The 26437-nt window shown below is 31.3% G+C and carries 27 protein-coding genes, 7 tRNA genes and 2 riboswitches; of the genes, 24 read left to right on the top strand and 10 right to left on the bottom strand.

The genetic code is table 11. The annotated features are described in order from the left end of the window. Nucleotides 1-46 precede the first annotated feature (46 nt). The 7 genes from HMPREF3058_RS11340 to HMPREF3058_RS11310 all read left to right on the top strand — a co-directional run bounded on the left by HMPREF3058_RS11340 (nt 47) and on the right by HMPREF3058_RS11310 (nt 684). Nucleotides 47-122: transfer RNA gene (locus HMPREF3058_RS11340), tRNA-Asp, on the top strand. 10 nt (nt 123-132) lie between these two features. Further along, nucleotides 133-205: transfer RNA gene (locus HMPREF3058_RS11335), tRNA-Phe, on the top strand. A 13-nt stretch (nt 206-218) separates the two neighbouring features. Continuing rightward, a tRNA-His gene (locus HMPREF3058_RS11330) sits at nt 219-294 on the top strand. Nucleotides 295-311: 17 nt separating this feature from the next. Continuing rightward, a tRNA-Gly gene (locus tag HMPREF3058_RS11325) sits at nt 312-385 on the top strand. Nucleotides 386-394: 9 nt separating this feature from the next. After that, nucleotides 395-469, top strand: a tRNA-Asn gene (locus tag HMPREF3058_RS11320). A gap of 1 nt (nt 470) precedes the next feature. Continuing rightward, nucleotides 471-542 (top strand) — tRNA-Glu (locus HMPREF3058_RS11315). Between the two features lie 53 nt (nt 543-595). Next, nucleotides 596-684 (top strand) — tRNA-Ser (locus HMPREF3058_RS11310). 207 nt (nt 685-891) lie between these two features. On the opposite strand, the gene HMPREF3058_RS12545 is transcribed toward HMPREF3058_RS11310, so the two are convergent. Beyond that, nucleotides 892-1287: an integrase gene (locus HMPREF3058_RS12545; RefSeq protein ID WP_324248492.1), complete on the bottom strand. Its 396-nt coding sequence runs from the start codon at nt 1285-1287 to the stop codon at nt 892-894. A 308-nt stretch (nt 1288-1595) separates the two neighbouring features. After that, nucleotides 1596-2261, bottom strand: coding sequence for an Ltp family lipoprotein (locus HMPREF3058_RS11300; protein ID WP_002491798.1), 666 nt, complete (start codon nt 2259-2261; stop codon nt 1596-1598). A gap of 1235 nt (nt 2262-3496) precedes the next feature. Here HMPREF3058_RS11300 and menE point away from each other — a divergent pair. Continuing rightward, nucleotides 3497-4921, top strand: coding sequence for an o-succinylbenzoate--CoA ligase (menE, locus tag HMPREF3058_RS11295; RefSeq protein ID WP_002491773.1), 1425 nt, complete (start codon nt 3497-3499; stop codon nt 4919-4921). Continuing rightward, nucleotides 4911-5912, top strand: coding sequence for an o-succinylbenzoate synthase (menC, locus tag HMPREF3058_RS11290; protein ID WP_002491807.1), 1002 nt, complete (start codon nt 4911-4913; stop codon nt 5910-5912). Before menE ends, menC begins: the two co-directional genes overlap by 11 nt. Here menC and yidD read toward each other — a convergent pair. After that, the gene (gene yidD, locus HMPREF3058_RS11285; protein WP_002457867.1) at nt 5909-6157 is read right to left on the bottom strand and encodes a membrane protein insertion efficiency factor YidD; all 249 of its coding nucleotides are present in this window, start codon (nt 6155-6157) and stop codon (nt 5909-5911) included. The two genes, menC and yidD, sit on opposite strands and share 4 nt — an antisense overlap. Before the next feature lie 70 nt (nt 6158-6227). Between yidD and ytkD the strand changes: the two genes are divergently transcribed. Next, on the top strand, nt 6228-6695 hold the full coding sequence (ytkD, locus tag HMPREF3058_RS11280) for an RNA deprotection pyrophosphohydrolase (protein ID WP_002446736.1): 468 nt from the start codon (nt 6228-6230) through the stop codon (nt 6693-6695). Next, nucleotides 6682-7470, top strand: coding sequence for an alpha/beta hydrolase family protein (locus HMPREF3058_RS11275; protein WP_002499464.1), 789 nt, complete (start codon nt 6682-6684; stop codon nt 7468-7470). Before ytkD ends, HMPREF3058_RS11275 begins: the two co-directional genes overlap by 14 nt. Nucleotides 7471-7696: 226 nt before the next feature. Here the strand turns inward: HMPREF3058_RS11275 and pckA are convergent, their stop codons facing one another. Then, a complete protein-coding gene (gene pckA / locus HMPREF3058_RS11270) occupies nt 7697-9289 on the bottom strand; it encodes a phosphoenolpyruvate carboxykinase (ATP) (RefSeq protein ID WP_002491762.1) in 1593 nt (530 codons plus the stop codon). A 151-nt stretch (nt 9290-9440) separates the two neighbouring features. Further along, nucleotides 9441-9550: riboswitch (SAM riboswitch) on the top strand. A gap of 108 nt (nt 9551-9658) precedes the next feature. Between pckA and metK the strand changes: the two genes are divergently transcribed. The 3 genes from metK to HMPREF3058_RS11255 all read left to right on the top strand — a co-directional run bounded on the left by metK (nt 9659) and on the right by HMPREF3058_RS11255 (nt 12886). Continuing rightward, entirely contained in the window at nt 9659-10858 is a 1200-nt protein-coding gene (gene metK, locus HMPREF3058_RS11265) for a methionine adenosyltransferase (RefSeq protein ID WP_002457863.1), read from the top strand. A 102-nt stretch (nt 10859-10960) separates the two neighbouring features. Next, nucleotides 10961-11869, top strand: a complete 909-nt coding sequence (locus HMPREF3058_RS11260; RefSeq protein ID WP_002476258.1) for a hypothetical protein — start codon at nt 10961-10963, stop codon at nt 11867-11869. A 180-nt stretch (nt 11870-12049) separates the two neighbouring features. Further along, on the top strand, nt 12050-12886 hold the full coding sequence (locus tag HMPREF3058_RS11255) for an aldo/keto reductase (protein ID WP_070731409.1): 837 nt from the start codon (nt 12050-12052) through the stop codon (nt 12884-12886). 247 nt (nt 12887-13133) lie between these two features. On the opposite strand, the gene HMPREF3058_RS11250 is transcribed toward HMPREF3058_RS11255, so the two are convergent. Genes HMPREF3058_RS11250 through HMPREF3058_RS11240 form a run of 3 tightly spaced genes read right to left on the bottom strand, consistent with a single transcriptional unit; the run spans nt 13134 to nt 14194 of the window. Further along, nucleotides 13134-13487 (bottom strand): fluoride efflux transporter FluC, encoded by a 354-nt coding sequence (locus HMPREF3058_RS11250; RefSeq protein WP_002491828.1) that lies wholly within the window; start codon nt 13485-13487, stop codon nt 13134-13136. Then, entirely contained in the window at nt 13484-13849 is a 366-nt protein-coding gene (crcB, locus tag HMPREF3058_RS11245; protein ID WP_002491766.1) for a fluoride efflux transporter CrcB, read from the bottom strand. Before crcB ends, HMPREF3058_RS11250 begins: the two co-directional genes overlap by 4 nt. 36 nt (nt 13850-13885) lie before the next feature. After that, nucleotides 13886-14194, bottom strand: a complete 309-nt coding sequence (locus HMPREF3058_RS11240; RefSeq protein ID WP_002487559.1) for a hypothetical protein — start codon at nt 14192-14194, stop codon at nt 13886-13888. Nucleotides 14195-14470: 276 nt separating this feature from the next. Between HMPREF3058_RS11240 and HMPREF3058_RS11235 the strand changes: the two genes are divergently transcribed. Beyond that, entirely contained in the window at nt 14471-15184 is a 714-nt protein-coding gene (locus tag HMPREF3058_RS11235; protein WP_002487553.1) for a transaldolase, read from the top strand. A gap of 139 nt (nt 15185-15323) precedes the next feature. After that, nucleotides 15324-15767 carry a hypothetical protein gene (locus tag HMPREF3058_RS11230; RefSeq protein WP_002446726.1) on the top strand — a complete coding sequence of 148 codons (444 nt, stop codon included), beginning with the start codon at nt 15324-15326 and terminating at the stop codon, nt 15765-15767. Here HMPREF3058_RS11230 and HMPREF3058_RS11225 read toward each other — a convergent pair. Together HMPREF3058_RS11225 and HMPREF3058_RS11220 are read right to left on the bottom strand one after the other, a co-directional pair. Then, entirely contained in the window at nt 15754-16197 is a 444-nt protein-coding gene (locus tag HMPREF3058_RS11225) for a competence protein ComK (RefSeq protein WP_002474984.1), read from the bottom strand. The two genes, HMPREF3058_RS11230 and HMPREF3058_RS11225, sit on opposite strands and share 14 nt — an antisense overlap. A gap of 5 nt (nt 16198-16202) precedes the next feature. Further along, nucleotides 16203-16682, bottom strand: coding sequence for a sigma-70 family RNA polymerase sigma factor (locus HMPREF3058_RS11220; RefSeq protein WP_002446724.1), 480 nt, complete (start codon nt 16680-16682; stop codon nt 16203-16205). A gap of 206 nt (nt 16683-16888) precedes the next feature. Between HMPREF3058_RS11220 and HMPREF3058_RS11215 the strand changes: the two genes are divergently transcribed. The 7 genes from HMPREF3058_RS11215 to ribE all read left to right on the top strand — a co-directional run bounded on the left by HMPREF3058_RS11215 (nt 16889) and on the right by ribE (nt 23953). Continuing rightward, complete coding sequence (locus HMPREF3058_RS11215) at nt 16889-17104, top strand: hypothetical protein (protein WP_002456441.1); 216 nt, start codon at nt 16889-16891, stop codon at nt 17102-17104. 374 nt (nt 17105-17478) lie between these two features. Further along, nucleotides 17479-18330, top strand: coding sequence for a peptidoglycan release complex glucosaminidase SagB (locus HMPREF3058_RS11210; protein ID WP_001830727.1), 852 nt, complete (start codon nt 17479-17481; stop codon nt 18328-18330). A 348-nt stretch (nt 18331-18678) separates the two neighbouring features. Next, a complete protein-coding gene (locus HMPREF3058_RS11205) occupies nt 18679-20163 on the top strand; it encodes an FAD/NAD(P)-binding protein (protein ID WP_002491809.1) in 1485 nt (494 codons plus the stop codon). Nucleotides 20164-20311: 148 nt separating this feature from the next. Beyond that, nucleotides 20312-20452: riboswitch (FMN riboswitch) on the top strand. Between the two features lie 150 nt (nt 20453-20602). Next, nucleotides 20603-21646, top strand: coding sequence for a bifunctional diaminohydroxyphosphoribosylaminopyrimidine deaminase/5-amino-6-(5-phosphoribosylamino)uracil reductase RibD (ribD, locus tag HMPREF3058_RS11200; RefSeq protein WP_002499463.1), 1044 nt, complete (start codon nt 20603-20605; stop codon nt 21644-21646). Nucleotides 21647-21652: 6 nt separating this feature from the next. Further along, complete coding sequence (locus HMPREF3058_RS11195) at nt 21653-22285, top strand: riboflavin synthase (RefSeq protein ID WP_002457857.1); 633 nt, start codon at nt 21653-21655, stop codon at nt 22283-22285. Between the two features lie 12 nt (nt 22286-22297). Beyond that, nucleotides 22298-23479 carry a bifunctional 3,4-dihydroxy-2-butanone-4-phosphate synthase/GTP cyclohydrolase II gene (locus HMPREF3058_RS11190; RefSeq protein ID WP_002487544.1) on the top strand — a complete coding sequence of 394 codons (1182 nt, stop codon included), beginning with the start codon at nt 22298-22300 and terminating at the stop codon, nt 23477-23479. Nucleotides 23480-23491: 12 nt separating this feature from the next. Continuing rightward, nucleotides 23492-23953: a 6,7-dimethyl-8-ribityllumazine synthase gene (gene ribE / locus HMPREF3058_RS11185; RefSeq protein WP_002491831.1), complete on the top strand. Its 462-nt coding sequence runs from the start codon at nt 23492-23494 to the stop codon at nt 23951-23953. Nucleotides 23954-23999: 46 nt separating this feature from the next. Here the strand turns inward: ribE and HMPREF3058_RS11180 are convergent, their stop codons facing one another. Next, nucleotides 24000-25001: a proline dehydrogenase family protein gene (locus HMPREF3058_RS11180; protein ID WP_002491784.1), complete on the bottom strand. Its 1002-nt coding sequence runs from the start codon at nt 24999-25001 to the stop codon at nt 24000-24002. A 242-nt stretch (nt 25002-25243) separates the two neighbouring features. On the opposite strand from HMPREF3058_RS11180, the gene HMPREF3058_RS11175 reads away from it, so the two are divergent. Next, nucleotides 25244-26071 (top strand): alpha/beta fold hydrolase, encoded by an 828-nt coding sequence (locus HMPREF3058_RS11175; RefSeq protein ID WP_002446716.1) that lies wholly within the window; start codon nt 25244-25246, stop codon nt 26069-26071. Nucleotides 26072-26437: the final 366 nt, after the last annotated feature.

The raw sequence follows: 26437 nt of genomic DNA, 5'->3' as shown, positions 1-26437 counted from the left end.
GAAGGTCGGTGGTTCAAATCCGCCTCCCGCAATACATGTTTTATTAGGTCTCGTAGTGTAGCGGTTAACACGCCTGCCTGTCACGCAGGAGATCGCGGGTTCGATTCCCGTCGAGACCGCCATTACAATTATGGTTCAGTAGCTCAGTTGGTAGAGCAATGGATTGAAGCTCCATGTGTCGGCAGTTCGACTCTGTCCTGAACCATTCGCTATTTTTGGCGGTTGTGGCGAAGTGGTTAACGCATCGGATTGTGGTTCCGACACTCGAGGGTTCGATTCCCTTCAACCGCCCCATAATCGTATTTCATTAAGCGGGTGTAGTTTAATGGCAAAACCTCAGCCTTCCAAGCTGATGTTGTGGGTTCGATTCCCATCACCCGCTCCATTTTATTTATCCACAGTAGCTCAGTGGTAGAGCTATCGGCTGTTAACCGATCGGTCGTAGGTTCGAATCCTACCTGCGGAGCCATGGCTCCTTGGTCAAGCGGTTAAGACACCGCCCTTTCACGGCGGTAACACGGGTTCGAGTCCCGTAGGAGTCATACAAACAGAAGTGAAATATCGCTTCTGTTTTTTTATTACTATATTCTATCATGGAGAGTTGTCCGAGTTGGCCGAAGGAGCACGCCTGGAAAGTGTGTAGGCGTCACAAGCGTCTCGAGGGTTCGAATCCCTCACTCTCCGTAAAATAGTGAGAATTAGTAAACATTAGTTTTACTGATTTACGTTAGAACGTTGTTATATCAACGTTCTTTTTTATTTTTGTAGAAATCTGTGATAGTCTGTTTAAAACATTTTGTATATGTTTCATATCTTTTATAGCAATTGAAATGATTTTATTAGCTGATTTTGTCATAGTACTTCTTAAATGAATAGTACTATTGATATAATCTAAATCGTTACATTGTAATTTTGTACCTCTCCAAAACGTCCACCTGCAACTATAAGTATAAAAATAGCTAAATATGATAATTCATTTTTACAAGTTGAGCATAATTTTAATTTCTTGTATTCAGTTAAAGACATGAATTTAACTTCTTCTTTTTTTGTAGGTTTCTTTTCATAGATAGGGGCGTTCCAAGTTGGATCACGTTCAATTATTTCCTCATTTAACGCATCTTTAAAAGCTTGTGAAAAGCAATTATTTAATTCTTGAACACTTGCTTTCGTATGTCTTTTTTTATGCCCACCAATAAAGTAACCTTCTGCATACTCTTTTAACATTTCTCTATATTTGAGTTGTGAAAAATCTTTAATAGCTGTATTGCCAAACTTTTCATCAAAGATATTTAATGCATTATAATAACGGTTTAAAGTTGATTGTGATATTTTGTTCTCTTCATTAATTTTTATTCAATCTTGAAAGTATTCTAGAAACGTTGTGTCAGACGAAATGAATTGATTATCATTTATTTCATTGTATTTAAGTTGCATTGCCTTATACGTTACTTTTTAGTTTTATAAACTCTTTTACGAGAGCTCTTATTTTACATCTAAAATCATAAGACCATGTTATATTAATTTTTGCACATTCATTCTCGTTGTTTTACTCTTGATGTTAAAAAATAGGACGAGAAAGTTACTCGTCCGTAAACTTAATTATCCAAATGCTCAATAGCATATTTTGCTTCTGATTCTGTAAATTTTTCACCGTAGTTAGACACCAAAAGATCGTAAATTGAGTCATTAGACATATGCATATCTTTGGCATATGATTTTGCTTTCTCAAGTGCATTCTTTTCATAATCAGCCTCTAAATGATCTATAGCATATTGCGCATCTTCTTTATCAAATTTTTCTCCATATTCAGATGTTAAAATATCATAAATTCCTAGTTTAGACATGTGGAAATCATAAGAATATGACTTTGCCTTTTCAAGTGCAGAGTTCTCCAATCGTGTTGCAGATTCATTTTCTTTTGCAGGTTCTTTAGTATTTTCTTTGGTGGAGTCATAATTAGTTTTTGTTTCTTCTACTGCAGCTTTATGATTTAGCTCGTCTTTATCATTTACAGTATTCTCTGTAGTTTCTTTAGTTTCGTTATTTGAAATTGATGTTGCTGGTACAATCATTTGTAGATTACCATAATAGGTAATGCTTGCTAATACGATAACTGAAATTGCAACAGTAATGATTGTTCTTGCAATAGATGGCCACTTGCTAAATTTCCACATGAGAAATAAACCTAGTGGAAAAATGAATAAAAGTGATAAAACTATAAACCACTCTTGTTTGTACCATGATGTCGTTTCTTGTTGCATAAAACGTCCTCCTGTGTATCTATTTGATGAAAAGTAGCAGGTTTAATTTTTAATATATTGAAAAAAGCAAATTTGTATATTTAAGGTTATAGAATCACATTGTTAGAAATAAATGTGTAGTAGGTAAGTTAAAGTAATTACTCAAGTCTTGAAGTGTTTAGCAATCGTGAGCGTTGATTGCTTTTTCAATTTTATTTAAAGAGATAAGTGCGTTAGTTTCATTACTTTTTACATAGTAAGCTTTGATGTCTTCTTTCACATAAGAACTTGATGATAATCTACTGTTAACATATAATTCACTACCTAAAATGGCTCATTCTAATTCAATATATTTAATATCTATACCATCAATCAACTCCTTATATTGATGCATGATTCTTATTCCTTATCAATTTTTTAGAAATTGTATATATTTTATATATAAAATCAACGCCTATTTGAAACCTTAAATTATGCATAATTTTATTTATAAAAAAAGAGACGTAATCATACTAAAGTGTAAATTAGTAAAATTAGCGTCTCTCTTTATTTATCGCTATTTTTCTTTTGTTTTTATTAATCCATAAAAGCTATAATTTCTCTCATTTCATCTTCAGTAACATCAAGTGTAATTTATGTGATAATTTGATTGTTATTCATTACGAAGTTTTATTCTGTTAATTTAGTAACATTAAACATTATCAGTTACAGCTTAAATTCTCTTTATTCCTATTGGAATGTTAGAATGAGTGAATTTTATAGCTTCATCTATCTTCCCTTCAATCTATACTTTTATTATTCGTTGAAATATTTCGGAAAAAGTATTTAACAATTTCGGTACTCATATAAGACTCCATAGTGTTTTATAAAGTAATATAAAAATATCACAAACTAAACGGTATTACAATATTATTTAAATGGAATATATTAAATGATTAATTCATAAGATAATTTATTTTTGAAAAGAGAACGATTCTTATAAACAATGTATATATAGCCAATAATAGAATGATTGATTAAAATAAATAGAGTACTTTATAAATTGAAATGTGATAATGAAAGCTATGTAGGTTACTAACTTAAAAGCATGACTACATTAAAGACTTATAGATGACGCATGTAGTCCACATTTTCAATAGAGGATTGACTTTTAAACATATTACTTTAAGTTGAAAATATTATATTAAGCTCAACTACTGATATTTAATAAGCAAGTAGGTATAATTATACGTGTATATAATTTGGAGGAATGCATTGTGAATTTTTGGTTACAGGAACAAGCTCAATCAAATGGAAATCGATTGGCGATTGTTACAAATCAGTTATCTTTAACGTACGAAGAATTATATCATCGTGCAAAAATAATCGCGCAATATTTAACTTCTTTAAATCAGAAAAGGATTGGTTTATATATAAGCAATGATATTGATTCAGTTGTTTTGATTCATGCTTGTTGGTTAGCTCATATTGAAATAGCTATGATAAATACACGTTTAACGCGACATGAGATGATAAATCAAATGAATTCAGTCGACATAACAACGATTGTACACACATTGCCTTTAGAATTAGAAGGGTTTAATTTATATCATTTTAATGATTTAACACAATTAGATAAATATGATGTTTCAAGTTACAAATTTAATTTAGAATCGATTGCATCAATTATGTTTACGTCTGGAACGACGGGACCTCAAAAAGCTGTGCCTCAAACGTTTAATAATCATTTAGCCAGTGCTATAGGCTGTAAACATAGTTTAGGATTCGAACAAGATACTGTGTGGCTTTCGGTCTTACCTATATATCATATTTCTGGTCTCAGTGTGATTTTACGCGCAGTGATAGAAGGATTCACTGTCAGACTTGTTAAAAAGTTTCAAACTGATGATATGTTAACACAAATAAAGACTTATCCAATCACCCACATGTCTCTTGTTCCACAAACGTTAAAGTGGTTAATGGATGCAGGATTGACTCAACCATTTTCTTTAGAAAAAATTCTGCTAGGTGGTGCTAAATTATCACCACAATTAATTGAGCAAGCATTGACTTATCGTTTACCTGTATATAATTCTTTTGGTATGACAGAAACATGCTCTCAGTTTCTAACAGCCTCACCTCAAATGTTAAATGAACGTTTCGATACTGTTGGAAAACCAAGTGAAAATGTTGAAGTGAAAATAAAAAATCCCAACGCATATGGCCATGGAGAGTTATTAATTAAAGGTGAAAATGTGATGAATGGTTATTTATATCCCAAAGATTTAAAAGACACATTTGATAATGATGGGTATTTTCAAACTGGAGATATAGCTGAAATAGATGATGAGGGTTATGTCATGATATATGATCGGCGCAAAGATTTGATTATAAGTGGCGGAGAGAATATTTACCCTTACCAAATTGAAACAATAGCAAAAGACTTTGAAGGCATTGAAGATGCCGTATGTGTGGGAATATCAGATGATACTTGGGGGCAAGTGCCAATATTATATTATGTGACAAATCAAGATATTAATCGTAATGAATTAATAGAACATTTTGAAAATCATGTAGCTAGATATAAAATTCCTAAAAAATATTATCAGGTAGAATATTTACCTTATACATCGACAGGTAAATTACAACGTAAAAAGGTCAAAAGTGAAGACTTGAATGAGGGAAAGAATAATGAAAGTTAAGGCAATCAATCTATATACTTATAAGGAACCTTTTAAATCACCAATTTCAACACCGAAAGTGAAGTTAACGCATCGAGAAAGTTTGTTTACGGAAATAGTAACTTATAGTGGAGAAATTTATTATGGAGAGTGTAATGCATTTTTAACTCATTGGTATGATAAAGAAACAATACTCACAGTCGCAAATAGATTAAGAAAGTGGATACCACAAGTACTTCATCAAGATATGACATCTTTTGATTCATGGTTACCTTACCTCAATCAAATGAATGATGCGCCAGCTGCTCGATCAATGGTTGTCATGGCTGTTTATCAAATGTATAACGATCTGCATGATTTTGAAGTACAATATGGTGCTACAGTTAGCGGCTTAACTAATAGTCAAATTGAAACATTATTAGAAACAAGACCGAAACGTATTAAACTTAAATGGTCAACATCACTTATCAAAGATCTTGAAACCATACGTTTATTAAATCTTGAGTGTGATATTGCAATAGATGCAAATGAATCATTAACAAAGCCATCATTTTTACAATTAGCCAATGAAAAAACATCAGATATTATATATATTGAAGAACCTTTTAAAATTCTAGAAGATTTAAATGATATTGATATGTCTATTTTTCCTAGAATTGCCATCGATGAAAAGGCACTTTCTATAGAAAAAATACAATCAATAATTCAACAATATCCCATACAAGTCGTCGTGTTAAAACCATTTAGACTTGGAGGAATAGATAGAATGTTAGACGCCATGAAAATTTTGAAAGAAAAAAATATAAGGTTTGTAGTTGGGGGCATGTATGAGTTTGGTCTAAGTAGATATTTTACAGCAATGTTAGCTAAAGAAGGAAATTATCCGGGTGATATAACGCCACACGGTTATTATTTTGCTAATGATATCGTAGAAACAAGTGGCATATTAAAAGAGGGAATGATTTATTTCACTCCCCCTAAAGTCAAGCGTTCTTTACTTAACAAAGTTTAATGATGATGTGTGGTTTTAGAATTTTTATCCTTTTTTAATGGAACAGGATCAAAGCCACCTTTATGCAATGGATGACATTTAAGTATGCGCCGTACACCGAGATAAAGTCCTTTTAGAGCACCATGGTATTCGATGGCTTCTCTAGTGTATTGTGAACATGTTGGATAAAATCGACATGTTGGGGGTGTAAGTGGCGAAATAAAACGTTGATAAAATACAACTAGAGATAACAATATTTTTTTCAACATTGATAAAGGCCTCCAACTAAATATTTGATAAATATATTTTAACATAGGATGAGAGGAAGTGAGGAACGTGGAGTTTGAGGATAAAGATGGAAGGGTTGTAACATTGAACTATAAAAATGAAAATGATATGCCAAATGGTAATCACGTTCTTGCAATTCCTGTATACAATAGTCAGTTATTATTTACACACCATCAACAACGTGGGATAGAGTTTCCTGGTGGTAAAGTTGAAATAAGCGAACAAAGTAAAGAAGCAGTAATTAGAGAGTTATACGAAGAGACGGGTGCAATCGCAAAATTTATCTACTATTTTGCACAGTATCGTATAAAAACGGAGCATGATGAGCCGTTTATTAAGGATGTTTACTTCGTTGAAGTAAGTCATTTGGAATATGTAGATACCTATTACGAGACTTTAGGCCCTTGTCTTTATCATCATATTAATGATATTCCTTTAAATAAAAGAAGTTTTTTAATCAATGATAAGGCGATTCTTCATTGTTTGGAAAGGGTGAGAGCACTTGGATTTTATTAAGGAAAAGCGCATGCCAATCGAATATGAAACTCATTTTTTTAATGAAGTAACATATATTGTAGATTATTTAAAAGTTAAGGCTCTGATGATGATTCCGAAAAGCAAAAAAGATATCAAACGTATTGTTATATACTTAAGAGGTGGTAAAGGGCAAGTTGGAAGAGTGAGAGCCGCAAGACTTATGCAATTTGCAAATGAATATACCTTAGTTATAGGTCCATACTATAGAGGAAATAATGGAAGTGAAGGAAGAGATGAATTTTACCGTGGTGATTTAAATGATGTAACGCATTTGATTCGACTTTTAAATCAAAACTATCCTTCTGCATTTATACATATGGTAGGATTTTCACGTGGAGGTCTACAGGGATTACTTACTTTTAATGATTTGCCTGTAGATAGTTATATGATTTGGGGTGGCGTATCTGATATACATTTAATGTATGAAGAACGAGTTGATTTGAGAGGAATGTTACGACGAATGGTTGGACATCCAAAAAAAGATACGAAAGCTTATAAGAGCAGAGATGCAATGCAATTTATAAAAAAAGATAGTCCTCCTATTCTCATTATTCATGGTGGCAAAGATATTCAAGTTGGAATACACCAAGCTTATGATTTAGAAAAAAAATTAAAATCCAAAGGAACCTATTATCAAACCTATTATCAATTGGATGAAGGTCATGTACCACGACCTGCTTCGATGAGAGACGTAATTCAATATATACATCAATGGATGAACGACGTCGAAAATAAAAATTTAAATATATTGTGACAATGGATTATACATGTTGATGATAACAATGTATATATTAGGAATAATTAGATATTAAATAATGAGATTGTTTGAAACTTTAGAAATGTATTATCATATATAGATATCCTCAAATAAATGTATTAATAATCCACTCGGCATTTAAATAAAAATTTAAGTGCCTGAGGTATTGAAAGCTTTCTCAGGCACAATGCTTTTAAATTTAACATATAAATGTGCATATTAATTATTGATTAAATGCACCTTTGTTGGCAATATGTTCGACTTCCTTGCCGAATTTTTTAAAGTTATTATTAAAGCGTTGAATCAAATCGTAAGCCTGTGCTTTGTAGTTATCTTTATTGTTCCAAGCATTGATAGGATTCAGAATAGTTGTAGGTACATTGTCAATCTGAACTGGAATATTTAAGCCAAATGTATCATCTTTAATATATTTAGTATTTTTTAATTTACCTGATATAGCTTGATCTACCATTTCACGAGTATAGTGTAGACTAATTCTTCGCCCTATACCATATTTGCCACCTGTCCATCCAGTATTTACTAGATATACATCAACATCATGAATATCGATCAAATTTCCAAGTAGATCAGCATACTTTGTTGGACTTAAAGGTAAGAATGGTGCACCAAAGCAAGTTGAAAACGATGGTTGAGGTTCAGTAACACCACGTTCTGTTCCAGCTAGTTTAGACGTAAATCCACTTAAGAAATGATACATTGCTTGATCTTTAGTTAGCTTTGAAATAGGAGGGATAACTCCAAATGCATCAGCGGTTAAGAATATAATCGTATTCGGATGTGCTGCCTTTGAAGGTGTAACAATATTCTCTATATAGTCAATAGGGTAGGCGGCACGAGTGTTTTCAGTATAGGTGTTATCATCAAAATCTACTGTACCGTCATCATTTGTAACTGTATTTTCTAAGATTGTTCCATATTTAATAGCATTATAAATTTGAGGCTCTTTCTGTTTAGATAAATGAATTGCTTTTGCATAACATCCACCCTCGATATTAAAAACGCCATTTTTATTCCAACCGTGTTCATCGTCACCAATTAACTTACGTTTTGGATCGGCAGAAAGCGTCGTCTTACCAGTTCCTGATAATCCAAAGAATAATGCTACATCTCCTTTTTCTCCAACATTAGCTGAACAATGCATACTCATGATATCCTGCATTGGAAGCAAATAATTCATTACAGAGAAAATACCTTTTTTCATTTCACCAGCGTATTCTGTACCACCAATTAAAATCACTTTATGTTTAAAAGATATAATGACAAATGTTTCACTATGTGTCTCATCTAATTCAGGATTAGCTTTAAAGTTAGGTGCTGAAACAATCGTAAAGTTGGGTTTTATATTTTGAGCTTCATCTATAGATTCTGGACGAATAAACATGTTACGAGCAAATAAGTTATGCCAAGCTAATTCATTTATCACCTTAAGTTTAAGACGTGACTCTTTATCGCTCCCTGCATATCCACTAAATATGTAAAGTTCATCTTTCTGATTTAAATAGTCGAGTACTTTATTGTAAAGTTTTAGAAATGTTTCTTCATCCATGGGCTGATTGATATCTCCCCAATTTATATTATCCTTATACGATGGTTCAGTGACAATAAATTTATCTTTAGGGGAACGACCAGTGTACTTACCTGTTTTAACATTTATTGCCCCCAGTTCAGTTAATTCACCCTCATGGTTTTTTAAAATTTTTTTGTATAATTGTGTTGATGATAGTTGAAAATGTGATGTAGCTTTTTCTATTAGCTGATTTATCTTAAGTGTTTCTGTGTATGTATCTATAGACATACCCAATCCCTCCATACAATAATTTATGTAAGCCCTTACATTTAGATAGTATAACACACCGATTGAATTTATCCACTTTAAAATAGAAATAGTGACAATGTATAAAATTGACAACATACTTTGAATTAGATATTATTAAGTTTAACGGATTCTCTTATCCTGAGTGGTGGAGGGACATGGACCCAATGAAACCCAGCAACCTCTTTATTTAAAGAAAGGTGCCAAACCGTTTGCAGACAAATATGGTCTGAACGATAAGAGCGAATGGACGTTTAAGAGCCTCCTCTCTATCTATATAGTGAAGAAGGCTCTTTTATTTAGCTCTCATATTTAAAGAGAATTTTCGTAATTTATTTAAAGGAGAAAATGATGACATACAATAAACGATTATTTACCTCAGAATCAGTTACTGAAGGCCATCCTGATAAAATTGCTGACCAAGTTTCAGATGCCATTCTTGATGAAATATTAAAGGATGATCCCAATGCTCGTGTAGCATGTGAAACAACAGTAACAACAGGAATGGCACTTATTTCTGGAGAAATCTCAACAACTACTTATGTAGATATTCCTAAAGTGGTGAGGGAAACGATTAAAGATATTGGTTATACTAGAGCAAAATATGGTTATGATTCACAAACAATGGCAGTGTTAACTGCGATTGATGAACAGTCACCTGATATTGCACAGGGTGTAGACAAAGCGCTTGAATATCGAAATGAAATTTCTGAAGAAGAAATTGAAGCAACAGGTGCAGGTGACCAAGGATTAATGTTTGGATACGCAACTGATGAAACTGATACGTATATGCCTCTACCTATATTCCTGTCACATCAACTTGCTAAACGATTATCTGATGTACGAAAAGATGAAATTTTAGATTATCTTCGTCCAGATGGAAAAGTACAGGTGACTGTTGAATATGATGAAGATGACCAACCTAGACGTATTGATACCATTGTTGTTTCTACACAACATGCTGAAGATGTAGAGTTAGCACAAATCGAAAAGGACATTAAAACGCATGTTATCTACCCAACTGTAGATAAAGCTTTATTAGATGAAGAAACTAAATTTTACATTAACCCGACTGGACGTTTTGTTATTGGAGGACCTCAAGGAGATGCTGGTTTGACTGGACGTAAAATTATAGTTGATACTTATGGTGGATATGCCCGTCATGGTGGAGGTTGTTTTAGTGGTAAAGATCCTACTAAAGTAGATCGTTCGGCAGCTTATGCTGCAAGATATGTAGCTAAAAATATTGTTGCAGCTGGTTTAGCTAAACAATGTGAAGTACAACTTGCATATGCAATCGGTGTAGCAGAACCCGTTTCTATTTCAATTAATACGTTTGATACTGGAAAGGTTTCAGAAGCACGTTTAGTTGAAGCTGTAAGAAAGCATTTTGATTTAAGACCAGCAGGTATCATTAAAATGTTAGACTTAAAACAACCGATATATAAACAAACAGCAGCGTATGGTCATTTTGGACGTACAGACGTATTATTACCATGGGAAAAATTAGATAAAGTCAACCTTTTAAAAGATGCAGTTGAAATTCAATGACTTGTAAAATAGAAAATAAATAATTATAAAATATATGTCGAAAATAAGCCTTTTTTCTATTATAATTAGAGTTATTGAAACTGATAAAGGAGCGTTGTTTTAATGGATTTTTCTTCACCGACAGTAATCGGCTTAATTGTTGCAATACTTGTGGCTGTTTTATTCTTTGTACTCTTCTTAGTAGCGAACCATAGTAAGAAGAAAGTGAAGAATCAAACAGAAGCACATTATAAAGAAAAAGAGCAACATCTTAAAGAATCTCATGAAGAAGCTTTAGAAAAAGAGAGAGTAGAGAATAAAAAAGTTGTTACAAAACAACAAGAAGATTTTGACGTGACAGTTAGTAACAAAAATCGTGAAATTGATGCGTTGAAACTATTCTCAAAAAATCATAGCGAATATGTTACAGATATGAGATTAATTGGTATTCGTGAGAGACTAGTAAATGAAAAGAGAATACGTCCTGAAGATATGCATATTATGGCAAATATTTTCTTGCCTAGTAATGAGTTAACTAATATTGAACGTGTGAGTCATTTAGTACTTACACGAACTGGCTTATATATTATTGACTCTCAATTATTAAAAGGCCATGTTTATAATGGCATTAGTGGTGCGCAATTTAAAGAATTACCTACGATGTCACAAGTTTTTGACACGCTCGACTTAGATTCATCACAGCCACAGACATTGGTCTTGGATCAAAATGAAGATCAACATTCATTATCTTTTGTTAATTATTCGGATAAGATTAAACATATTGAAAAATTAGCAGGAGACTTACAAAATGAATTGAATACTAAATATACGCCAACATCAATACTGTATTTTAATCCTAAAAAGGATAATGATGTGACTATTTCTCATTATACACAATCATCAAATGTTAAAGTTTTAGTTGGTCCTGAACAATTAGAAGAATTCTTTAACAAGTTTGTTTTCCATGGACGCATACAGTACAATGTGGATGATTTACAAGATATCATGGATAAAATTGAGTCATTCAATTAAATTATTAAAGAAATTACTTTATTTTTCATATGAGTGCTTATTATAGTCTTCAAAACAATTACTACAAATTAATTGTTTTGAAGACTTTTTTGATTTGATAGTATTACTTTTTTAAAAAGTAAAAAAAGGGTATGTATTACTAGTGAATTTTTTAATTACAATGATTAAAGGAGAGATCATATGGAGACGGTTCAATTTTATAACGGAAGAACAATGCCTAAAATAGGACTCGGAACTTATAGAGTAAAAGATAGCGATGAATGTAGAGAATCTGTAAAACATGCTATCGAACAAGGTTATAGAAGTATAGATACGGCAATGATTTATAGTAACGAAGAAACGGTAGGTCAAGGTATTAAGGAAGGATTAAAATCGACTGGTTTGAGCCGTGAAGATTTATTTATAACTTCTAAATTATGGCTAACTGATTTTGGACGTCAAAATGTGGAAGAAGCCTATCGCCAATCTGTTGAAAAATTAGGACTGGATTATTTAGATTTATATCTAATGCATTGGCCAGGTACAAATGAAGCGGTAATGATTGATAGTTGGAGAGGTATGGAAGACTTATATAAACAAAATCAGGTGAAAAATATTGGTGTGAGCAATTTTACCCCAGAACATTTTGAAGCTTTGCTTGCCCAAGTTTCTATTAAACCGGTCATTAACCAAGTAGAATTTCATCCTTATTTAACACAAAATAAATTGCGAAAGTATTTAGAAGCCCAAAATATTATCATGGAATCATGGTCTCCATTAATGAATTCACAAATTCTCCATGATGATGTCATAAATAAAGTAGCTAATGAAGTAGGGAAAACTCCAGCCCAAGTTGTAATAAGATGGAATATTCAGCACGATGTTGTTGTTATACCTAAATCCGTAACACCACATCGCATAGAAGAAAATTTAGACGTATGGAATTTTGAATTAAGCGACAACCAAATGGAAAGAATCGATCAATTAAATCAAGATAAAAGAATTGGACCTAACCCTCTTGAATTTGACGGTAAGTAAATCAATAGTAAAATGGCTAAGACAATAGCATTTGTCTTAGCCATTATTATATATTGGTACAACATCGTTGAGTTGAGAATATGTTTATTTTTAACTACAATTATTCTCGTTGTCATGATAGCTTGAGGACCTTAAGAAGGATTTAGTTTCGTTGAGCTTCTAAATTAATAAGATAATTAAAGATACAAATAGAAATCATAATCTATGAAATACGTTACTATAACCGTAAGTAAAAGTTATTTTAATATTAGATATGATATCCATAGAAGCAAGCAATGAAACCTAAAATAAATTGTAATAAGGAATAAACTACAAAACGTAATGGTTTAAATTGAGGGCTTAACATATTAACAAGTTCAGATGATAATGTTGAAAAAGTAGTTAAACCTCCGAGAACACCTGTAATAAAGAAAGGAAACATATGCTGGCTAGCGAGTGCGTGCCCCATCATAAACCCGATAATTAAGCTACCTGTAATATTTACTATAGATGTTCCAATAGGAATTTTACTATTGAATAAGCTTTGGCATATATTTGTGATTAGGGCTCTAAATACAGCACCGATTCCTCCACCTAACATAACGAGCAAAATAGTAATCAAGAAAATCTACCTCCTATTTTGACACCGAGGAAACAGCTTAGTATTCCTAAAATATAACTCGTTACACCATATACAGTAAACAGTATAAAATGATGTTGATTAAATAGTGTTATAAGTTCAAATTGAAATGTTGAAAAAGTAGTTAACGCACCAAGTAAACCAGTGGTAAGCCCTTTTTTTATGTTTGGATGAGTTTTAAAGAGTGAAACGCTTAAAGCGCCGATACTGCCCATTAAAAAAGCCCCCAATAAATTTGCAACAAATGTTCCCAACGGAAAGGTTGAACCTTCATTAAGCATTGATAAACAGAATCTTATCAATGCACCTAAAGCACCGCCTACAAAAATATATAGATATTGCATCTATATTTCACCTCAAAATATAAAAGAGTTGATTGTTTATTTAAAAATGTAACCAAAAGTATGTAAAGATGAAAGAATATGGATAATAATAGTGATTAAAATAATCAATGGTAATATTTTGCTTGCAAATCTAATCCAGTCTGAACTTTCCTTAGCATACTTTATAGATTTATCGGCAAAAATTATCGATAAAATAAGTATTATAATATTAACGATACTCGTAACTACAACAATTTTCATAAACGATTGAAATATATTACTCAATAATGAATTATTGGTATTAAAGAAAAAACTTAAAATTATCATTAATAGACTAAGATAAAAATACTTTTTTGACCGAGCCATAAACTGCCTCCTAGATAAACATTATTACAATATACTATCATATTTATTAAACTTAAACATAGTAATTTTCATTCCATTTTAGACAGTATATTTAAAATTAAAGCAAATAATTCGCTTACATTTCAAGGTCATGTTATAAATAAGTTATAAAATTTTTAAATTTAAAACGTGATTACAAAACGCTATCCATAGTTTTAGTCTGATATACATACAAATAATCAATTCTATACATATAATTGATAGTATTGATCTTTCACGTTAAGGAGGAGAAATGACATGACAAAATTAAATGTTAAAGTGTTTGCGGATGGTGCAGATATTGAAGAAATGAAATCAGCATATAAGAATCAACTCGTTGATGGTTTTACAACGAATCCAAGCTTGATGGCTAAAGCAGGTGTAACTGATTATAAAGCTTTTGCAGAGGAAGCGGTTAGTGAAATACCCGACGCATCAATTTCTTTTGAGGTGTTTGCTGACGATTTACCTACTATGGAAAAAGAAGCTGAGATTTTAAAACAATATGGTGATAATGTATTTGTAAAAATTCCTATTGTTACAACAACCGGTGAGTCTACACTACCATTAATTAAAAGTTTATCATCGAAACAGGTAAGGTTGAATGTCACGGCTGTCTATACTATAGAGCAAGTAAAAGCAATTACTGACGCTGTAACTGAAGGTGTGCCAACATATGTGTCAGTATTTGCAGGACGCATTGCAGATACTGGTATTGATCCACTTCCTTTGATGAAAGAAGCCGTTAAGGTAACTCATAGTAAAGAGGGCGTTCAATTATTATGGGCTAGTTGTCGTGAAGTATATAATGTAATTCAAGCTGATGAAATTGGCGCTGATATTATTACCTGCCCTGCTGATGTTGTCAAAAAAGTTAATAATAATTTAGGCCGTGATATAGGAGAACTTTCAGTAGATACAGTCAAAGGTTTTGCCAAAGATATTCAAAGTTCCGGTTTGTCAATTCTATAAATGTAAAAAAACAGCAAATTAGTGAATATATTTCACTAGATTGCTGTTTTATTTTAGTTATATAAGAAGATTTGAAAGAATAGTTTAATTCATTTACTATTGATAAATATGACTAATTCTGAAGAGAGGTACCTATCAAATGAGTAAAAATGAATTCATCAAAAGAGTAAATAAGCAATTATGGTTTTTAAATGCTAAAGAGAAAAATGCGCTTAACAAATATATTGACTCAGTTGATCAGGATAAAAGTGTTGACACAAATAAGCCAATAAGATTTTCAAATGAATATTTAAAGAAATTTATATTTAATCATAAGAAAAAATCGACTTCTCATGTGTTCGTACTTTTAATTTGTATGGTTTTAGCTTATGCATTTTTGCTCGGACTCTTTATTTTAGGGTTAGTGACCAGCTTAGCTATAGTACATGCCTATATCAACCCACGTATTGATTTATCAGGTTTTGTTATGTTAACTGTTTTGATTATTGCGATAGTTATGATGATTGCTAGTTTATATGCTATTAAACATACGACTGCCTTATTCACTAAAAAGCTTTTAGAATATAAATTTAATAAAAAGTAGTTTTCTCTATGATATGACCTACGGTAAGACTTTCTTGCCACTTTTTTGTTACAAGGGTATAGGGGATGTTCACTTCGATAGTCGAACCATTTTCAAAAACTATCTTTGTGGTATGAATTGAAGAATGAATTCCTATAATATTGCGTGCATTGATAAAATATTTAATCGATGCACGTTTTTGCGTAACTGGAAATAATATGGTTTCCTCATTGATATAGATAGGTATGAGTTTTTTTATGTTTAAAATATTTTTAGATAACATACATTGATGATGATAAGATTTTTGATGTAATTCCAATAAATAATGTAATGTTTTTTCAGGTGAACATGGTAAATGAATATTGTAATGTTCATACTGAATATAGGTTTCAACATGTGTTGAAAACGCAGTTTGAAGATATAAAAGTGAATGCGTTGATATACATTTCATAGATATCAATCCTTTGTAGATAAAATTAAATAACGACGTAGTTTTCGTATTGTGTTAGATTTTATTTTTTTAATCGTTGTAGGTGAAAAATCTAAGATTTGGGAAATTTCATATTGTTTGTATCCTTGTAAATATAAGGCTAACCAATCTCGTTCGCGTGGAAGTAACTGTTGTGAAATATCTTTAATAAATAAATCGATTTCGTTGATTGAAATTGACGGAGAAAGTTCTGAAAGGGTATCAATACTACATATATTAAGCGTAGTATCTTTTTGTCTAAATAAATCTATAAGATAGAATTTTAAGCGTATAAATAGATAAGATTTAAAAGAAGAAGATTGTTGTTCATCAAAATCGAGTGTAAGTTGCCACATTTTAATGAGCATTTGTTGATAAAATTCATCATAATTATAAGTGATTTGATAACTTTTTAACAAATAATGTATGATATTATTGTATTTTTTATATGATTCCTCAAATGACATGTAATTAACTCCTATTTATGTACATAAAGTGATTTCCGGATAAATAGAAGTTAACTTATTGTTTGAAAATAATCATTTGCGTAATTGAAGCAATAGGTGTTAAATAGTAGTCATAGACTTTATTAATATGTAAAATAAGTGTTTTATTTGCATGCTAACTTGGCTTTTCAACATAAATACTTTTTGAATAAAGAGGAGGGACTTTTATGGATTACGCACATTTAAATCTAGAGCACTTTTTTGCACGAAATGATGATTTGGATATCATTAGAGATCGATCTGATTTTGTGATGATTAATAATTTCACCAATGAGATGAAATACCGTGAAGGTGAAATTGAAGGAACTATCGATTTAAATCAATACTATTATAAAAATAGATCACAAGCTGTAAGTTTCATAATGATGAATTATAAGAACTGATATTTAGAATGTCACCATAGTGACTAAATTTGGATTTATAAAACCTATTCAACACTATAATGTTTAAATAAATTAAAATTTAAATCTAATTGCCATAAAAACAAAAGGTAATATTGCTGTTTAATAATCAATGAATTTTTCAGTTTTGTCAGTATATAAAAACATTCATTTGGCATTAAAAAATTTCGATTCTTGTCTTATTTTTTTAATATGTGCATCGTGTAACCTATTTATTTAAATTTCAATTTGATTACCATTTATTTATGAATTTGTAACAAAAGAAGTTTCAAATTGTGAATGTGTTTGAATAATGTTAAACTTGATTATCGTAATAGAATGACTAGTTTAACAACAATGACCTAAGAGGTGTGAATATGACTAAGCACAAGAAAGGCTCAATATTAGCTATCATAGGTTTGCTAATTGTATTTGTTGTTACAGGTTTTATCTTCTTTTCAATGATTTCAGATCAAATATTTTTTAAACATGTCAAACCAGTTGAAAAGGTTGAAAAATTAGATAAAACTTTAGATAAAGCATCTAAAAAGCAAATACACAATTATACGAGCCAACAAGTATCTAACAAAGCTAATACAGCTTGGCGTGATGCGTCTGGTACAGAAATTAAAGAAGCTATGGATAGTAGTAAATTCATAGATGATGATAAACAAAAATATCAATTTTTAGATTTGTCTAAGTATCAAGGCATTGATAAAAATAGAATTAAACGTATGTTGTTTGATAGACCAGTACTACTAAAACATACAGATGATTTTATTAATGCCGCAAAGTCTAAACATGTCAATGAAGTATATCTTATTTCTCATGCTCTATTAGAAACAGGCGCAGCTAAAAGTGAACTCGCTAATGGTGTAGAAATAGATGGTAAAAAATATTACAATTTCTATGGTGTTGGTGCATTAGATAGTGACCCTATTAAAACAGGTGCCGAATATGCTAAAAAACATGGATGGGACACACCACAAAAAGCTATATATGGTGGCGCTGATTTTATTCATAAGCATTTCTTATCTCATGATGATCAAAATACACTTTATAGTATGAGATGGAATCCTAAAAATCCGGGTGAACACCAATATGCTACTGATATAAAATGGGCTGAAAGTAACGCGAATATCATTGCAGATTTCTACAAGAACATGAAAACAGAAGGTAAATACTTCAAATTATATGTTTATAAAGATGACGATAAACACCAAAAATAAATTAAATAGTTAAACTAAACACCACTAATAAAAGTTGTGAAGTTAATCGTGCTAATTAAAATTAATTTAGATTTAAGCAATAGTTAACTTTCAATAGTTTTATAGTGGTGTTTTTAATTTATTGGATTAAATGTTGAATTATTCAGCTTTGTTTTTTCGCGATAGTATTGTAAACAGAACTGCAAAAGCAATTAAAACTTTAACTATAAATTTCATAAGCTTCACCTCAAATAAAATTTTAGCATACTATTTTAAGATTAAAAGTCAATCAAATAGGTAATATAGATATAGTGAAAAAGTGTACAATAAAATGTAACTACTAATAATAAATACATAAGGATGATTGATATGCGTGTAGCAATAATAGGTATGGGAACAGCTGGTGTAAGTGTGTTACGCCAACTCGTTAAACATGAAAACTTTTCTCAATTAAAAGTAGATGTATATGATGATGATAGAAATATGGGTCAAGGTGTTCCATTTCAAAATGATAGTAGCGAACTACTTATTAACATGCCATCAAAATCTATGAGCTTAAATCTTGATGATGACCAAGAGTTTTGGAAGTGGTATCAAAATCAGACAGAATTCAATTTTAGTAATCCTCAATATTTGCCTAGATTTGTATTTGGGCATTATATGAAGTCTTATTTATCTTATTATAATGACCAATTTGATAATTTAACTATTATCAATGATAAAGTACAAGAAATTTTTACACAATCCGATGTTGATGACACAGATTTAAAATATCATGTATGTACATGTGATGATGAAAAAGAATGGCGTGAATATGATTATTTATTTTTAACTTTTGGAACTTTTAGTTACCATGACCCTTATGATTTGAAGGGAACTAAAGGCTATATCCAAACGCCTTATCCTACATATCATACACTTGATAATGTTAAAGATTCAGATCGAATCGTGATTATTGGAACAGGGTTGGCTAGTTTAGATGCTGTGAGATATGTAGCTGCACATCATCCATATTTACCCATTACTATGACAAGTCGTTCCGCAGCATTGCCAAGTGTTAGAGGAAAAATGACTAAAATTCAGTTTACGCATTTAACTAAATCACGATTTAATGGAATTATGAAAAAACACTTTGGTAATGTACCATTAGAAAAGGTAGTTTCATTATTTTTAAAAGAATGTGAAGATTATGGAATAGACTTTAAAAAACTTATTTATCGTAGAACTGGAAACCATGTGAAAGACTTGGAGTATGATTTGAATCATGAAGAAGAAATGGGGATATTCCAAAGTATCATTGAACATTTAAAAGAAAATTTAAACTGGATTTGGAATAGTTTGAGCGTTAAAGATCAAGAAACTTTTAATCGTAAGTACACTAAAATCATTCAATTAAATTCTAATCCAATGCCTCCTAGAACGGCTCGTTTACTAATTAAGTTAATACAGAATAATGAACTTGTCATTAAAAAGGGACTAGAAGACATAGTCCATAAAAATGAGCAATTTATGTTAAAGTACAACGACACCACGCAAAATTATGAGTCGTTTGACATTGTTATTAATGCTACAGGTTCTAAAACACATCTTTCTCAATTAGATGAGGATGATCAATTAATTTTAAACTTAGAAAATAGACAAATTGTTCAACGTCATCCTATGGGTGGCATTCAAATTATCCCAGAAACAAATCAAGTCATAAGTCCTAGATATGGAACCTTAAAAAATGTGATTGCAATTGGACAAATGACCAACGGTGTCAATAAACTTAGAAATGGTGTAAAGATGATTGTTAATCAAGTTGTTGATACAGTATCTCAATTATATATAACACAGGAAAATCGAAATAAGTAATATGCATTTAGCGTGTTTGTGAGTTTAATATATCTTCATAAAATCATTGAATAAAATAAGCTATAAAATTGTATTTTAAATTTAAATATAGTAAGATTTAAAATGTAGTGAAGAACTACTGGACTCAATTAATCATAACAATTTCATATATTTCTTTCGGGGCAGGGTGAAATTCCCAACCGGCAGTAAATTAAGCCTGCGACCCACTAGTATTGTTTTTTTGATGTTAGTGGCTGATCTAGTGTGAATCTAGAGCCGACAGTTAGAGTCTGGATGGGAGAAAGAAGATGAATTATCGACTTACACAAATTCGTGTAGTTATGATAAGCGTATTGTATACTTATGTGCAATTTTAAGTATGCCAATAGGCTTATTTAAAGATATAGATATCTCCTTATGCCTACAGTATAGGTATAAGGTTTTTTTTTGAGGTGATCAATTGAGTAGATTTATGGATGATGCTATTCAACTAGCAAAAATGGTAAATGGACAAACAGGTGTTAATCCTCCAGTAGGATCCGTTGTTGTTAAAAATGGTAGGATTGTAGGTTTAGGTGCACATTTAAAAAAGGGAGATAAACATGCTGAAGTACAAGCTATTGAAATGGCAGGTTTAAAAGCCCAAGGTGCTACCATATACGTTTCATTAGAACCATGCACACATCATGGTTCAACGCCACCTTGTGTGGATAAAATTATTGAAGCGGGTATATCAAAGGTCATCTATGCTGTTAAAGATACTACTTTAGTAAGCAAGGGTGACGAGATTCTGAGAGAAGCTGGTATAGAGGTTGAATTTCAATATAATGAAAATGCAGCTACACTATACCGTGACTTTTTTACTGCTAAAAGAAACGAAGTTCCGGAAGTAACTGTAAAGGTCTCATCTAGTTTAGATGGTAAACAAGCAACAGACTTTAATGAAAGTAAGTGGATAACAAACAAAGAAGTTAAAGAAGATGTTTATCAATTAAGACATGAGCATGATGCAGTTATTACTGGGCGTAGAACCATTGAAGAAGACAATCCATTGTATACAACCAGGGTTCCTGATGGAAAACATCCGATTCGTGTTATTCTCTCTAAGACAGGACAACTCGATTTTAATCAACAAATATTTAAAGATACTGCATCGGAGATATGGATTTACACTGAAAATGAAAAATTAAAAACAGATAAAAGTTTTATTAAAATAATAAATATAAGTAATTGTGATACAACGACAATATTACAAGACTTATATCAAAGAGGTATTGGGAAACTGCTAGTCGAGGCAGGCCCAAATATTACTTCGCAATTTCTCCAATCCAAACATCTAAATGAACTCATTTTATATATAGCCCCGAAATTAATTGGTGGTTCTGGCAAACATCAATTTTATAAGACTGACGAAGTGATTGATTTGCCTGAAGCAACTCAATTTGAAATTGTTGATTCCAAGTTAATTAATCAAAATTTAAAATTGAAATTACGAAAGAAGTGAATGTCTATGTTTACAGGTATCATTGAAGAAATAGGTACTGTACAACAAGTTCGCTCTGAGCAATCAGTAAGAACGCTTGAAATTAAAGCACAAAACATTTTAGTTGATATGCATATTGGTGATTCAATAAGTGTTAACGGTGCATGTTTAACTGTGATAGATTTCACTGATTCAAGTTTTTCAGTTCAAGTCATCAAAGGGACTGAAAACAAAACATATCTTGGAAATGTTCAACGTAATACAGAAGTTAATCTCGAAAGAGCCATGAGTGGAAGTGGGAGATTTGGTGGACATTTCGTGTTAGGTCATGTTGATGAGCTTGGAACAATTTCTAAAATCAATGAAACTGCTAACTCAAGAATTATTTCTATTAAAACAACTAAAAATATTTTGAATCAAATGGTCAAGCAAGGTTCTATAACTGTAGACGGAGTTAGTCTTACTGTATTTGATTTACATGATCATACTTTTGATATACATCTTATACCAGAGACACGTCGATCTACTATTCTTTCATCTAAAAAAGTGGGCGACAAAGTGCATTTGGAGTCTGACGTATTATTCAAATATGTTGAAAACATCATGAATCAAAATCAATCGCAGATAACGGAAGAAAAGCTTAGAGCATTTGGTTTTTAGGAGGAATATCACATGCAATTCGATACAATTGAGTTGGCTATAGAGGCTTTAAGAAATGGAGAGAGCATTATTGTAGTTGACGATGAAGATAGAGAAAATGAAGGAGATCTTGTAGCTGTTACGGAATGGATGGATGATAATACCATTAATTTTATGGCTAAAGAGGGTCGTGGTCTGATTTGTGCACCAATTGATAGATCTATAGCTGAAAGATTAAAACTACAATCTATGGAGCAAAATAACACAGATATTTATGGCACACATTTTACTGTAAGTGTTGATCATTATAAAACTACTACAGGAATCAGTGCACATGAACGTACACAAACGGCTAGAGCACTCATAGATGAAAAGACTAATCCTGAAGATTTTCATCGTCCGGGGCACTTATTTCCACTTATAGCAAAAGAAAATGGTGTGTTAACACGTAATGGTCATACTGAAGCTGCCGTAGATTTGGCACGTTTAACAGGAGCACAACCAGCTGGCGTAATCTGCGAAATTATGAATGATGATGGAACAATGGCTAAGGGTGAAGATCTCCAGTCCTTTAAAGAACGTCACCATTTAAAAATGATTACTATAAAAAGTTTGGTTGCCTTTCGTAAGGCTGTTGAACTTAATGTTAATCTCAAGGCAAAGGTCAAGATGCCAACAGATTTTGGTCATTTTGATATGTATGGATTTACAACGGATTATAGCGAAGAAGAAATCGTTGCTATTGTTAAAGGAGATTTAAAAAGCAATCCTAATGTACGTATGCATTCTGCTTGTCTGACTGGGGATATTTTTCATAGCCAAAGATGTGATTGCGGGGCGCAACTTGAAGCGTCAATGAAATATATTGAAGAACATGGTGGAATGATTATTTATTTACCTCAAGAAGGTAGAGGAATAGGGTTAATGAATAAGTTGCGCGCATATGAGTTAATAGAAAAAGGCTATGATACAGTTACTGCAAATCTTGCTCTTGGTTTTGATGAGGATTTGAGGGATTATCATGTTGCAGCTGAAATATTAAAGTATTTTGGTTTAAGTAAAATTAACTTGCTCAGCAATAATCCTAAAAAATTTGAAGGTTTAAAAGATTACGGCATTGAGATCGTAGATAGAATTGAACTTATCGTACCAGAAACGCAACATAACCATAGTTATATGGAAACTAAAAAAAATAAAATGGGACATTTAATATAGGAGGACTCGAAAATGAAGTTTGAAGGTAAATTAGTTGGTAAGGATTTAAAAATTGCGATTGTTGTTAGTAGATTTAATGATTTTATTACTACACGTTTACTTGAAGGGGCTAAAGATACACTCATTCGTCATGAAGTAGTAGATACTAATATTGATGTAGCTTATGTGCCTGGTGCATTTGAAATACCACTCGTTGCAAAAAAATTAGCTCAAAAAGGTGAATATGATGCTGTGATTACATTAGGATGTGTGATTAGAGGCGCAACTTCACATTATGACTATGTATGTAATGAAGTAGCTAAAGGTGTTTCTAAAGCAAATGATATTTCAGATACTCCAGTGATTTTTGGAGTTCTAACAACTGAAAGTATTGAGCAAGCAGTAGAAAGAGCTGGTACTAAAGCTGGAAATAAAGGTTCAGAAGCAGCAGTTAGTGCAATCGAAATGGCTAATCTAATTAAGCAAATCAATTAAAAAATAAAGGCATGAAGTAGATATCAAAATACTTCATGCCTTTATTTTATTTTTTATGTCTTTTAATGCCAAGGATAAGAGACGTCAATAAAGTTGCAAATATACCGATACCCAAAGTTATCTTTTTTAAGATTTTGGGTTTAGTAAATTCTTTTATAGCTAATGACAAGTTTTGAGGGCGTTCTGCTAGTCTTCTCATAAAGTACGCAAACCAATCATTACCGTATGGTACATAAACTGTAAATAAATAACCTTCATTAGCTATTTTTTGTGCTAATTCCGTGCGGAAACCGTACAACATTTGAAATTCCATTTTATCTTTGCTAATATGATTTTCTTTCATAAATTGTTTGACATGGTTGATAATTTCATTGTCATGTGTAGCTACAGATGTAAAGTTCTTTGAATTTAGTAGTCGTTTTTTAATAATTCTAATATAATTTGCGTCAATTTCTTCTTTCGATTGATAAGCGATTGATGCATCTTCCTTATAAGCACCTTTCACTAGTCTCAAACGTAATTCAGGATATTTATCAATTAAATCATCGGCTTCATACAGATAGGCTTGAATGACTGTACCCACATTTTTAAATTCACCTTTCAATCTATCAATAATATGTTGAATTTTAGAAAGACTATCGTACTTCTCTGTATCAATATTAATGTGCATCTTTCCATTCTTATCAGCTTTAAGTAAAATTTCTCTCATATTTTCATAAGCAAGATTTAAATCAAACTCACTTCCAAGTTGGCTAATTTTAACTGACATATGTGCCTTAACATTATTGTTATAGATTGCATCAATAATTTCTAAAATCTCTTCTTTAGCTTTAATACTTTCTTCTCTAGTACTAACAAATTCACCCAATGAGTCGACAGTAACTGAAATATTATAATCATTTAAATATTGTATGGTCTCAATTAATTGATGAATCGTATTTCCTGCGACTACACGATTTGCTCCCATTTGAGGTCCCATCTTTTTAGCTATTTTATTAAGATATGTATGATTAGATAACGCAATGAAAAAATCTTTAAATAAGGACATATGCAATACCTCCGTTATACTAAACTATGATATTTTTAAATAGTGTATCATGAAAATTAAGTTTAAGAAAGCGTTTACATTAAGATCTTGCACACTTAAAGAGTAATTATACTTTAGGCTATATTGGAAGAGTTAAAGAAAACACTTAAATATCTATCAAATTTCACTTAAAATAGCATTCAATATGTTTGATTTGCTATAATTATATTAATAAAGAACATATAAAAAGGGGCAATTAGAAAATGTGGAAGTGGGAAACAGAAAATGACGCAAAAGGCGTTGTTGTCATTGCTCATAATATATTAGAACATACAGGTAGATATGCATATGTTATCACGATGTTAAGAAGAAATGGTTATCACGTTATCATGGGCGATTTACCAGGACAAGGGCAAACATCACGAGCTCAAAAGGGACAAATAGATGATTTTAATACGTACCATGAGAATATATTAGAGTGGATAAAAATAGCTAATGAATATAAAATTCCAACATTTGTTTTAGGTGTGGGATTAGGTGGTCTCATTATTTTAAATCTGCTTGAGAAAACAGAATTACCTATTGAGGGTATATTATTATTTTCACCTATGTTAGAACTAAAGAAAGACTATAAAGGGCGCAAAAACAAATTGATTTCTAATGTTGGTAAAATTTCTAAAGATACTAGATTTAAAGTTGGTATAACCCCTCATGATTTAACACGTAATGATGAAATTATTGAAGAAACAGCAAATGATGGGCTAATGCTTAAAAAGGTAACATATAGTTGGTATAACCTTATAAATGAAAAGATGAAAGAAACAATGGATCATATCAGAGATATTAAACCTATTTCAGCATTGATAATGTATGGTACCAAAGACAAAATTTTAGAAACTCAATCTATTAATGAAATGAAAGATAAATTAAAGTCGAAAGAGATGTACTTTAAAGTTTGGGATGGATTATATCATGAAATACATAATGAACCTGAACGCGATTTGGTGATGAGATATGTTCTATCATTTTTAAATAATAGTGTAAATACTATGGGCTTTATAGTAAATGAAGAGGAAATTGAAGACATTTAAGTGAGCGAAAGAAAAATGTTATCAATTTGTATACGATTCTATAATGTGAATAAGTAACTCGGTTTTATACCGGGACTATAGTAATGAGTCCGTAGATCCTAAACATCTACGGGCTCTTATAATTCTTAATGATATATTTAGTTTGGTTTAATAAAAAATATATTTAACAATTTGTATAGAAAGTTTTGTCAAAATTATTGCGTTTTAAATGTAGAATTGATATATTTTGATTATATAATTAATTTAATTTTATTATGTATTAACACTAAGTTTTTGGGTTAGAATTTGAGTTGCACTAGATGTAAGATTTGTTTTAAATCTCATTTTTAAATCTTTTTACGGATAAAGTTGATTTTAAGTAGCTCA

It is taken from the genome of Staphylococcus sp. HMSC068G11 (assembly GCF_001815825.1).
GTDB lineage: Bacteria > Bacillota > Bacilli > Staphylococcales > Staphylococcaceae > Staphylococcus > Staphylococcus epidermidis.
This window is presented reverse-complemented; position numbering and strand designations above follow the sequence as displayed.

Excerpts from the sequence above, each read along its gene's own strand:
- HMPREF3058_RS11225 (WP_002474984.1), bottom strand. The coding sequence starts at position 16,197 with ATGAAATGTATATCAACGCATTCACTTTTATATCTTCAAACTGCGTTT.
- HMPREF3058_RS11220 (WP_002446724.1), bottom strand. The coding sequence starts at position 16,682 with ATGTCATTTGAGGAATCATATAAAAAATACAATAATATCATACATTAT.
- HMPREF3058_RS11210 (WP_001830727.1), top strand. The coding sequence starts at position 17,479 with ATGACTAAGCACAAGAAAGGCTCAATATTAGCTATCATAGGTTTGCTA.
- HMPREF3058_RS11235 (WP_002487553.1), top strand. The coding sequence starts at position 14,471 with ATGACAAAATTAAATGTTAAAGTGTTTGCGGATGGTGCAGATATTGAA.
- HMPREF3058_RS11300 (WP_002491798.1), bottom strand. The coding sequence starts at position 2,261 with ATGCAACAAGAAACGACATCATGGTACAAACAAGAGTGGTTTATAGTT.
- HMPREF3058_RS11215 (WP_002456441.1), top strand. The coding sequence starts at position 16,889 with ATGGATTACGCACATTTAAATCTAGAGCACTTTTTTGCACGAAATGAT.
- HMPREF3058_RS11205 (WP_002491809.1), top strand. The coding sequence starts at position 18,679 with ATGCGTGTAGCAATAATAGGTATGGGAACAGCTGGTGTAAGTGTGTTA.
- HMPREF3058_RS11180 (WP_002491784.1), bottom strand. The coding sequence starts at position 25,001 with ATGTCCTTATTTAAAGATTTTTTCATTGCGTTATCTAATCATACATAT.
- HMPREF3058_RS11175 (WP_002446716.1), top strand. The coding sequence starts at position 25,244 with ATGTGGAAGTGGGAAACAGAAAATGACGCAAAAGGCGTTGTTGTCATT.
- menC (WP_002491807.1), top strand. The coding sequence starts at position 4,911 with ATGAAAGTTAAGGCAATCAATCTATATACTTATAAGGAACCTTTTAAA.
- crcB (WP_002491766.1), bottom strand. The coding sequence starts at position 13,849 with ATGCAATATCTATATATTTTTGTAGGCGGTGCTTTAGGTGCATTGATA.
- HMPREF3058_RS11230 (WP_002446726.1), top strand. The coding sequence starts at position 15,324 with ATGAGTAAAAATGAATTCATCAAAAGAGTAAATAAGCAATTATGGTTT.
- metK (WP_002457863.1), top strand. The coding sequence starts at position 9,659 with ATGACATACAATAAACGATTATTTACCTCAGAATCAGTTACTGAAGGC.
- HMPREF3058_RS11240 (WP_002487559.1), bottom strand. The coding sequence starts at position 14,194 with ATGGCTCGGTCAAAAAAGTATTTTTATCTTAGTCTATTAATGATAATT.
- pckA (WP_002491762.1), bottom strand. The coding sequence starts at position 9,289 with ATGTCTATAGATACATACACAGAAACACTTAAGATAAATCAGCTAATA.
- ribE (WP_002491831.1), top strand. The coding sequence starts at position 23,492 with ATGAAGTTTGAAGGTAAATTAGTTGGTAAGGATTTAAAAATTGCGATT.
- HMPREF3058_RS11260 (WP_002476258.1), top strand. The coding sequence starts at position 10,961 with ATGGATTTTTCTTCACCGACAGTAATCGGCTTAATTGTTGCAATACTT.
- HMPREF3058_RS11255 (WP_070731409.1), top strand. The coding sequence starts at position 12,050 with ATGGAGACGGTTCAATTTTATAACGGAAGAACAATGCCTAAAATAGGA.
- HMPREF3058_RS11190 (WP_002487544.1), top strand. The coding sequence starts at position 22,298 with ATGCAATTCGATACAATTGAGTTGGCTATAGAGGCTTTAAGAAATGGA.
- HMPREF3058_RS11195 (WP_002457857.1), top strand. The coding sequence starts at position 21,653 with ATGTTTACAGGTATCATTGAAGAAATAGGTACTGTACAACAAGTTCGC.